The organism is Psychrobacter sp. W2-37-MNA-CIBAN-0211 (assembly GCF_040309405.1).
Lineage (GTDB): Bacteria > Pseudomonadota > Gammaproteobacteria > Pseudomonadales > Moraxellaceae > Psychrobacter > Psychrobacter glaciei.
Genome location: NZ_JBEOOU010000560.1, coordinates 1 through 238, shown reverse-complemented (window position 1 = coordinate 238; position 238 = coordinate 1). Strand labels below are relative to the sequence as shown.

At 41.2% G+C, this 238-nt stretch carries 1 protein-coding gene; it reads right to left on the bottom strand.

The window, feature by feature from the left end; genetic code table 11:
- Positions 1–238 (bottom strand): glycoside hydrolase family 3 N-terminal domain-containing protein (locus tag AAEY72_RS16270; protein ID WP_352311723.1); only part of this gene is annotated, 238 nt, incomplete at both ends.

Sequence of the window (238 nt, the reverse complement as noted above, 5' to 3'; positions counted from 1 at the left end):
CTTATGCGCATTCCAGTCGCTGACTACAAAACCATCAAAACCAATTTGGTTTTTAAGTACATCCGTTAATAAATGCTTATCGCCAAGTACACGTTTGCCATTCCAACTATTAAAGGATGCCATCACTGATTGCACGCCTTCTTTAATAGCAGAAAAATAACCTGCGCTGTGAATATCTCTTAATCCTTTTTCATCGATAAGCGTATTTCCGCGATCAACGCCTCGCTCAGTGCCACCA